Here is a 9,233-nt window from a genome sequence, read left to right as displayed (position 1 = left end):
AAGGTAATCAAAACCTTAAAATTTTCAGGTTGATTTGGGCAAAGTTTTCTTTAATTTAACAGTGATTTGCGAATGAAATTTAAATAATTGTTATTAGCTGAAAAAAATCAAAAAAAATAGGTGACTTTTTAGCATCTTTGTAAGCATAAGCACAACGTTTTTTGAATGAGGAATTTAAAGAATACTTTATTTTATTTGGTCATCACAGGTGGTTTCGGCTACTTGATGTACTGGATAATCGGACAAGGAAAATTGTTGGAAGTAGGCCGAAAAATTGTTTCGCCAACCTCTGCCGACAGTCAGTGGATTCAGTTCTTGAGTTCGTTGTTTCACAATTTGCAGCATCCGTTAGCTTTATTGCTTTTCCAAATCATAACGATTGTTTTAGTCGCCAGAATTTTTGGTTGGATTTTCAGAAAGATTGGACAACCTTCCGTTATTGGCGAAATCATTGCCGGAATTGTCCTCGGACCTTCCTTATTCGGACTCTATTTTCCCGATATGAAAGAAGCTTTGTTTCCGGCAGCTTCACTTGGGAATTTACAGATGTTGAGCCAAGTCGGTTTAATTCTCTTCATGTTTGTTATTGGGATGGAATTGGACTTAAAAGTCCTTAAAAACAAAGCCAATGATGCGGTTGTGATTAGTCACGCCAGTATAGTCATCCCATTTGCTTTGGGTATGGGGTTGTCTTATTTTATTTACCACCAATTTGCTCCGGCCGGCGTCGAGTTTTTGTCTTTTGGACTGTTTATGGGAATCGCAATGAGTATCACGGCATTTCCGGTTTTAGCGCGCATTGTTCAGGAACGCGGCATTCATAAAACCCGATTGGGAACCATAGTTATTACTTGTGCGGCAGCCGATGATATTACCGCTTGGTGTATTTTGGCAGCGGTTATTGCCATTGTAAAAGCAGGAAGTTTTGTCAGTTCGTTGTACATTATCGGATTAGCAATTTTGTATGTTTTGGCCATGCTTTTTGTCGTAAAACCATTCCTTAAACGAATCGGTGATTTGTATGGCAAGAAAGACAATATCAAAAAATCGGTAGTTGCTATTTTTCTTTTGACCTTAATTGTTTCGGCTTATGTAACCGAAATCATTGGAATTCACGCGTTATTCGGTGCATTCATGATGGGAGCGATTATGCCTGATATCAGTAAGTTCCGAAATGTTTTTATCGAAAAAGTAGAAGATGTTTCCGTGATTTTATTATTGCCGTTGTTCTTTGTATTCACTGGTTTACGCACCGAAATTGGCTTAATCAATGAACCCTATTTGTGGAAAGTAACCGGTTGTATTATCGCAGTAGCGGTAGTTGGGAAGTTCTTCGGAAGTGCTTTGGCGGCTAAATTTGTGGGTCAAAGTTGGCGCGATAGTTTGACTATTGGAGCATTAATGAATACCCGAGGTTTGATGGAATTGGTGGTGTTGAATATTGGTTACGAATTGGGAGTACTTTCGCCGCAAGTTTTTACCATGATGGTGATTATGGCTTTGGTGACGACGTTTATGACCGGACCGGCATTGGATATAATCAACTATATTTTTAAAACCAAAAGCGTTATTATTCCGTCGGAAGTCAAGAAGAATTCGAGATTTAAAATCCTGATTTCTTTTGGTAACAATGAAAAAGGAAAATCACTTTTACGCCTCGCCAATAGTTTGGTTAAAGGCCAACCCGAAGCGTCTAATATTACCGCAATGCATTTGACGATGAGCGACGATATGCACGCTTACAACATTGAAGAATACGAAAAAGAAACCTTCGAACCGATAGTAAAAGAATCTAAAAAACTCAACCAAGAAATCACCACGATTTTCAAAGCAACCGGAGATATCGAAACCGATATTGCCGATGTGGCTTTGGAAGGAAAATACGATTTGGTTTTGGTAGGTTTAGGAAAATCAATTTTTGAAGGAACGATTTTAGGGAAAGTACTTGGTTTCACTTCTCGAATCATCAATCCGGACCGATTGTTGGACAAATTCAAAGGAAAAGAAGGTTTGTTTGAAAACTCGCCTTTTGACGAAAGAACGCGTTTGATTATCTCTAAAACCAAAACTCCACTTGGTATTTTAATCGATAAAGATTTGCAAAAAGTCAGCAAAGTTTTTGTTGGGATTTACAGTGTTGGCGATGTTTTCCTAATAGATTATGCCCAAAAGCTAATGCAAAATAACAACGCGCAAGTCACGATTCTAGACAATAACGACCATACCAAAAACAATTTCTTAATCCAGAATTCTTTAGAAGCTTTGGAACAAAAACACGGTGATAAGTTTGACGTATTCCAACCAAAACAAATTAACAAGCCATTTTTAGCCGAACAGGATTTGGTGATATTTAGTTTGGAAACTTGGAAAAAATTAGTCGATGATGAGGTTTCTTGGTTGCAAGATGTTCCTTCGGTGTTGATTGTGAAGCCTTAGATTAAAACCCTAAATCCAACACAAAACTCAACTTAATCGCGATATTGTCTTCCAATCGCGGCAATTGGTTTGGACCATAACGGTAAAATCCGGTCAAGCCGAAACCTTTGTAAATTTGGTTCAACTCGATACCCGATTCAAAGAAACCTTCGTTTAAAGTTTTGTATTCAATGCCAATGTGGTTCTCGGGATTTTTTAAATCGCCCCAAGCCATTCGGGTAACCAACACCAAAGATGGCTTTACTTTTTTAAACAATTCCACGCGTTTGAAACCGTGTTTGAATTGCAGCATCACAAATTCACTCGAGAAAAATTCATTGAAATACATGGTCTCAAAACTGTTTTTACCCGCAATGGTGATTCTTTGCAGCAAGTTGTCTTTGGTCAAATTATTCGGCGAAGTATTGTACAAATGGGTCAAAGGCAAATCGCCAAAAACATAACCGACTTGGAGTAAAACCGCCGATTTTTGTCCGTTTAAGTATTTCTTTTCATAGTCGATTCGGGCGTCAATTTTGCCGAATTCGAAGTCATTGTTAAAGAAATTAGACAATGATTTGGTGAACTGAAAAGTAAATTTCGGATAACGTTTTTCAAATTCGATTTTGCCATTCGGCGTTTGCATATAATCACTAAACGGATTCCACTGAATCGAAACCATGGCGGAAGTCATCGCAAATTTGCGGTATAATTTGTCTTCGTAAACAAAGGTGTAATCAAACAAAGGCGTAATATCGCTGTGGGTAATCTGCCAAATACTTTCGGTTTTCGGGATGATTTTGGTTTCTATAAAAGCGCGCCAAGTTTGGTGGTTGTAAAACGTACTAATGTTAATCGGTCGCGGATCATAAAGCTTGAAAACCCTTTTGTCAATGGCAAAATTGGTACTCGCAATCTCCCGAACATCATCGGTAAACGAACCGCCAATCCATGAGTTGGAGAAGTTTCCGAGTCTAACCGCTCCGCCCAAATGGTATTTACTGTCATCATCTTTTAATCCATAAGCGCCGTAACCTTCTAAGCGAAATCTTTTGGAAAATTGCTCATTGGTTACTCCACCGATTCCGAAACGGAAACCTTCGTAATTATTGTAGCTCAGCAAATAGCGCAAGTCAAAGTCAAACGGACCAAAAGGCAAATAGCCATTGATGATTTTTCGGCCAAACTTGATTTTCTTTTCGATGTTTTCTTTGGTCACTACACTGTCTAAAACCACATAAGTTCTTTCGCTGCGAAGGTCCAAACTGTCTTTTCTGTTTTCATTCCAAAAAGTCTCGTCTTTGTTATTAGCATTAGGCTTGACATCAATAGCGATGGCAGATTTTTTGATTTTTAAATCGGAGTTGACTTTCAAATCATAGATTTCCATTTCCGAAGAAAGATAGGTAAAGTCAGAAGCATCTTTCTTAGCAGTGCTTTCATCATTTTCTGCAGCAAATTCTATTCGGCCACCCAAAACAGCAGTTGGTTCTTTGCTTTTTCCTTTGATGATTTTGAAGTTTTTCTTATTGGGAAACCAAAGTTGTTCTTCGGCTAAATAATTGAATTCATGAATGCCTGTGATATTGAGAACGCCGCGAATACGCATTATGGCTTTGGCGATGGCAAAGTTTTCTTTATCTACATAAAGCAAGCCTTCTAAGCCTTTGCGGCTGATTTTATTTTTGAAATAAATGACAACAACTTCACGATTGTTGATAGAAGTGCTGTCCAAAATTTTATAACGGTATTCTTTTAGGGCATTGTCAGCAATCGGGCTTTTGTATTTGGTTTCAAACAGTTCGTATTTGTCATCATACACTGAAGCCGATTGCAATCCGAATCCTAAAAGTTCATAGATTGGTTCTTTAAAACCGGCCATTTTGGTACCGAGAATAGTTTCTTTGAGAATGGGTTTTTCAAATTGAAACTGAGAAACTTTTTCGGTTAAAAACAGGTGTTGCTTGGCAATTATTTTTTTGAATTTGTAATCGGAAGAATCTATTTTGGCAATCTTGTCTTTGGATACAGCATCCACAAAAACGGTGTCAATTTTGCCCGAAATCGAATCAGGATTGGCACTTACCAATAGTTTATTGTAGGTTTTGTATTGAAAGGTTTTGAGTTTTTTCTGCGGATTGTTGGCGTTCTTGCTTTGAATGACTTTAGCTATCATTGCATTGGCCGGATTTTCATTGGAAATTACTACTTCTTTCAGTTGGTCTGTTTTTGGCGAAAGCCAGATATTGAAAAAGTTTTTTTGCTCAAAAAGGGAAATCGTTTTGGAAGTATAACCTACGTATGAAATCGTTAAAGCTTCGGGTTGTAAAGGTAAAAGAAAGTTGAATTTTCCATCAACATCTGATATTGTGGCAGTGCCGTTTTCGGTAGTAATCGTGGCAAATGGTAAGCCTTTTTTGGTTTCGGCATCTTTCACAACACCATTGACTTGAAATTGAGCCTGAAGCGACAGGGTAAAGAAAAAAAATAGAACTATCAGTTGCTTCATTAGAAAGGGATTGGCACAAATTGTGTACAAAAATAGGAATAAAAAAATCCGTACGAGACGGATTTTAATATCGAATTAACAAAAGTTACACTTTCATGATTTCGGCTTCTTTGACAGCCAAATGTTCCTCAATCTTTCTAATGAAAGCATCGGTTAGTTTTTGAACATCATCTTCGGCCGTTTTGCAGATGTCTTCTGACGTTCCGTCTTTTTCTAATTTTTTAATCTCAGTGTTGGCATCTTTACGCGCATTTCTGATTCCGATTTTGGCATCTTCCGCTTCTGCTTTGGCTTGTTTTACCAAGTCGCGGCGTCTTTCTTCGGTCAAAGCCGGCACACTGATGATGATGTTATCACCATTATTCATTGGGTTAAACCCAAGATTAGCAATCATAATCGCTTTTTCTATAGGATGCAACATGTTTTTTTCCCAAGGCGTAACAGTAATTGTTCTCGCATCGGGCACATTGATGTTAGCTACTTGCGATAAAGGCGTTTGTGAGCCATAATAATCTACAAAAACACCGCCCAACATTTGAGGCGTAGCTTTTCCGGCACGGATGTTTAAAAATTCTTTTTCTAAATGCGCAATTGAACCATTCATTGATTCTTTTGTGCTGTCTAAAATAAATTCAATTTCTTCCATTTTTTTAAAAAAGTTTTAGGTTGTAGGTTGTGAGTTGTAAGTTTGAACATAGAACCTACAACTTAGAACTTACAACTATATTTTAACTACAGTTCCTATATTTTCGCCTTCGCAAATTTTTAATAAGTTTCCTTTTTGATTCATGTCGAATACCACAATTGGCAACGCATTTTCCTGGCTTAAAGTGAAAGCCGTGGAGTCCATTACATTCAATCCTTTTTTGATTACGTCTTCAAATGTGATGCTGTCAAATTTTACGGCATTCGCATTTTTCTCCGGATCAGAATCATAAATTCCGTCAACACGTGTGCCTTTTAGAATCACATCGGCATGTACTTCAACGCCACGTAAAACAGCTGCTGTATCAGTGGTGAAATATGGATTTCCGGTTCCGGCTCCGAAGATTACAATTCTGCCTTTCTCCAAGTGACGAACGGCTCTTCTTTTGATGTAAGGTTCGGCAATCGCTTCAATTTTTAAAGCAGTTTGTAAACGGGTTAGCATGCCTTTGTCTTCCAAAGCGCCTTGTAAAGCCATTCCGTTAATTACTGTTGCCAACATTCCCATGTAATCGCCTTGTACTCTGTCCATTCCATTACTGGCACCGGCAACTCCTCTAAAAATGTTTCCACCACCAATGACTATGGCGATTTCAACTCCTTTGTCGTGAATCTCTTTGATTTGATCGGCATATTCACCTAGTATTTTAGGGTCAATTCCATATTGTCTTTCGCCCATCAGTGCTTCACCACTTAGTTTTAGAAGAATTCTTTTGTATTTCATCTTGTGTTGTAATGTTTTTTAAAAAATGACGCTTCGATTATAAAAATCGAATATCCACCAGACATTCTCCTCTTAATCTCAAATGTGTTGCAAATATAAACATAATCTCTTTTTGTATCGTATTCGTTAAAAATAATGTTAAGTAACATTTATCACTTTTTTATCCTTAGTGGTTTTGTAGCTTTGCGGCATCAAATACAAATTTTATGAAAGCCATTATACAGAAAAGTTTAGTCCAAAGTCATACATATACAACATACAGAACTATAGTTTCGGCTCTTTTAAAAGAAGGAAAGTCAACAGGAAACGAACAATCAGAAGCCTTGACGCATTATTCTGAACTGAATGAAACGCGGATGAATCGTTTGGAGAAAACCATCAAGATAACTGACGAGTTTACCGAACTATTAAAGCAATTAAAACGGGAATATATTTGGTTGGTGATTTCCGAAGGTTGGTGTGGCGATGCGGCTCAGTTACTTCCGGTCTTCCACAAAATGGCGGAGCTTTCTCCGAAAATAGACTTAAAAATTGCCTTTCGCGACGAAAATGACGATTTGATGAATTTGTTTCTAACCAATGGCGCGAGAAGCATTCCTAAGCTGATTATTTTAGACAAAAATACTTTGGAAGTTTTAGGCGATTTCGGACCAAGACCACAAGGCGCGAAACAATTAATTTTAGATTATAAAGCCGAACATGGCGTGGTTGATGAAACGGCTAAGACCAACTTACAACTGTGGTATTTACACGATAAAGGTTTGTCAACGCAACAAGAAATTATGGAAATTATGGCTGCGTTGGAGTAATCAATTCATAGTGTAGGCCAAGCCGATGCAAAAACTACCAATTCTTTTCTCCGAGTTTTTACTAAAACCATATTGGCAAAGCTCTAAATACAAACCTAATCCGCCATTGGCATCTTCAAATCCAAGGCTTATTTTTTTGAAGTAGCCGGACAAATCATTGCGACCAATGGCCATGGCTCGTCCCAAACCGGGTTCGACATACATTCTGAAATCTTTACTTACTTTGGAGTTTATCTTAATAGTGCCGAATAATGGCGCAACAACCAAACACTCATTGGCTTTCCAGTCTATTCCGATATTGCCGCCAACCCAAAGGAATTGATTTATCTTAATGCCCATTCCAAACCTTCCGATTACGCCATCAGGTAAAAACCAAGGTTCATCTTCGCCGTATTCGTCAATTTCTCCGGCATATTGATTGACTCTGATGGGAACAGCAAACTCAAATTTGGTATAAGTGTATCGTTTCTTTTTGGCAACAGTAAGCGTGTCGCGATTTTCTTGAGAAAAACCGATTGAGCTGATAAGCAGTAGGATTAGTAAGAGTTTAGCTTTCGGTTTGGTGAAGACTTTGTTCGAAAGTTTGCGGGGTAATTGCGTTAACAACATCATAATCACCAATTTTAGTTCGACGTAAAACGGATAAATAAGCGCCTGAATTAAGAGCTTTCCCAAAATCATAAGCTAAGGAACGAATGTAAGTACCTTTGCTGCAAACCACACGAAATTCGATTTCAGGTAACACAAATTTAGTGATTTCAAATTCATGTATGGTTGTTTTTCGCGCTTGAATTTCAACTTCTTCTCCGGCACGCGCATGTTCATACAAACGAATACCATCTTTTTTGATGGCCGAAAAAACCGGTGGCTTTTGGTCTATTTCGCCAAGAAATTGTGGAATGGTTTGCTGAATTAATTCAGCCGTTATATGTTCCGTTGGAAAAGTAGCATTCACTTCGGTTTCCATATCATAAGATGGCGTTGTGGCACCAACCGTAATCGTTCCGGTATATTCTTTGGCTTGACCTTGAATCTCAGTAATCTTTTTGGTGAACTTCCCGGTGCAAACAATCAGTAAACCGGTAGCTAATGGGTCTAAAGTTCCGGCGTGACCAATTTTAAATTTCTTCGGAAGATTGTATTGTCGTTTCAGTATGTACTTCAACTTGTTCACCGCTTGAAACGAAGACCAAGTCAAAGGTTTGTCAATTAAAAGTACTTGACCTTCTAAAAAATCTTCAGCCGTTTTCAAAATCTATTTGTTTAAAGAGAAATAAACCAGCAAAATCAGGCCGGCTACAATTCGGTAATAACCCCAAGGTTTGAAACCGTATTTTTTGATGATTCCGATAAAAAACTTGATAGCAATAACAGCGACTATAAAAGCCACAATATTACCCACTAAAAACATTTTCAAGTTATCAGAAGACTGCGTCAACAGTTCGTATCCTTTAAGTTGAGACACTTCATAAGTCTTCAAAAACAACGAATAAGTAGTAACCGCCAACATCGTCGGAACTGCTAAAAAGAAGGAGAACTCCGCAGCCGTTTCTCGGGTCAAACCTTGTTGCATCCCACCAATAATCGAAGCCGCAGAACGACTTGTGCCGGGCATCATCGCCAAACATTGCCAAAAACCTATCGTAACCGCTTTTTTAATGGTAATATCTTCTTCGTGAGCAATGGTAGGATGATTGAAACGACCGTCAATAAACAGTAAAACGATACCGCCAACAATCAATACAATCGCTATAGGAATAGGGTTTCCTAGCACGGCATCAATCTTATCGTCAAATATTTTCCCTAAAACCAAAGCCGGAATCACAGCACAAGCCAATTTGACATAAAAGTTAAGCTTTCGGAAATCAAAAAACTTCTTCCAATACAAAACCACTACGGCCAAAATCGCCCCAAACTGAATTGAAACCTGAAATAATTTCACAAAATCATCTTCCTGAATCCCAAAAAACGAACTGGTAAAAATCATGTGAGCCGTTGAAGAAACCGGTAAGTATTCGGTTAAACCTTCCACGATGGCAATTAGAATGGCTTGAATGTAATCCATTGGGTA

General features: G+C 38.2%; 8 protein-coding genes. 2 read left to right on the top strand and 6 right to left on the bottom strand.

The window, feature by feature from the left end; genetic code table 11:
• Window positions 1–165: 165 nt before the first annotated feature.
• Window positions 166–2,436 (top strand): cation:proton antiporter, encoded by a 2,271-nt coding sequence (locus tag ACK4HO_RS02790; protein ID WP_409662260.1) that lies wholly within the window; start codon window positions 166–168, stop codon window positions 2,434–2,436.
• A 1-nt stretch (window position 2,437) separates the two neighbouring features.
• Here the strand turns inward: ACK4HO_RS02790 and ACK4HO_RS02785 are convergent, their stop codons facing one another.
• The 3 genes from ACK4HO_RS02785 to pyrH form a co-directional block, all read right to left on the bottom strand.
• Window positions 2,438–4,924, bottom strand: a complete 2,487-nt coding sequence (locus ACK4HO_RS02785; protein ID WP_409662257.1) for a DUF5686 family protein — start codon at window positions 4,922–4,924, stop codon at window positions 2,438–2,440.
• 85 nt (window positions 4,925–5,009) lie between these two features.
• Window positions 5,010–5,570 (bottom strand): ribosome recycling factor, encoded by a 561-nt coding sequence (frr, locus tag ACK4HO_RS02780; RefSeq protein ID WP_187659412.1) that lies wholly within the window; start codon window positions 5,568–5,570, stop codon window positions 5,010–5,012.
• 75 nt (window positions 5,571–5,645) lie between these two features.
• Window positions 5,646–6,353: a UMP kinase gene (pyrH, locus tag ACK4HO_RS02775; protein ID WP_187659413.1), complete on the bottom strand. Its 708-nt coding sequence runs from the start codon at window positions 6,351–6,353 to the stop codon at window positions 5,646–5,648.
• Between the two features lie 206 nt (window positions 6,354–6,559).
• Between pyrH and ACK4HO_RS02770 the strand changes: the two genes are divergently transcribed.
• Window positions 6,560–7,162, top strand: coding sequence for a thioredoxin family protein (locus tag ACK4HO_RS02770; RefSeq protein WP_409662253.1), 603 nt, complete (start codon window positions 6,560–6,562; stop codon window positions 7,160–7,162).
• Here the strand turns inward: ACK4HO_RS02770 and ACK4HO_RS02765 are convergent, their stop codons facing one another.
• Genes ACK4HO_RS02765 through ACK4HO_RS02755 form a run of 3 tightly spaced genes read right to left on the bottom strand, consistent with a single transcriptional unit; the run spans window position 7,163 to window position 9,227 of the window.
• Window positions 7,163–7,774: a hypothetical protein gene (locus ACK4HO_RS02765; RefSeq protein WP_409662250.1), complete on the bottom strand. Its 612-nt coding sequence runs from the start codon at window positions 7,772–7,774 to the stop codon at window positions 7,163–7,165.
• A complete protein-coding gene (gene truB / locus ACK4HO_RS02760) occupies window positions 7,710–8,414 on the bottom strand; it encodes a tRNA pseudouridine(55) synthase TruB (protein WP_409662248.1) in 705 nt (234 codons plus the stop codon). The genes ACK4HO_RS02765 and truB overlap by 65 nt, the downstream gene beginning before the upstream one ends.
• Before the next feature lie 3 nt (window positions 8,415–8,417).
• Window positions 8,418–9,227, bottom strand: coding sequence for an undecaprenyl-diphosphate phosphatase (locus ACK4HO_RS02755; RefSeq protein ID WP_409662269.1), 810 nt, complete (start codon window positions 9,225–9,227; stop codon window positions 8,418–8,420).
• Between the last annotated feature and the right edge of the window lie 6 nt (window positions 9,228–9,233).

This window comes from Flavobacterium sp. (assembly GCF_046296355.1).
GTDB lineage: Bacteria > Bacteroidota > Bacteroidia > Flavobacteriales > Flavobacteriaceae > Flavobacterium.
This window is presented reverse-complemented; position numbering and strand designations above follow the sequence as displayed.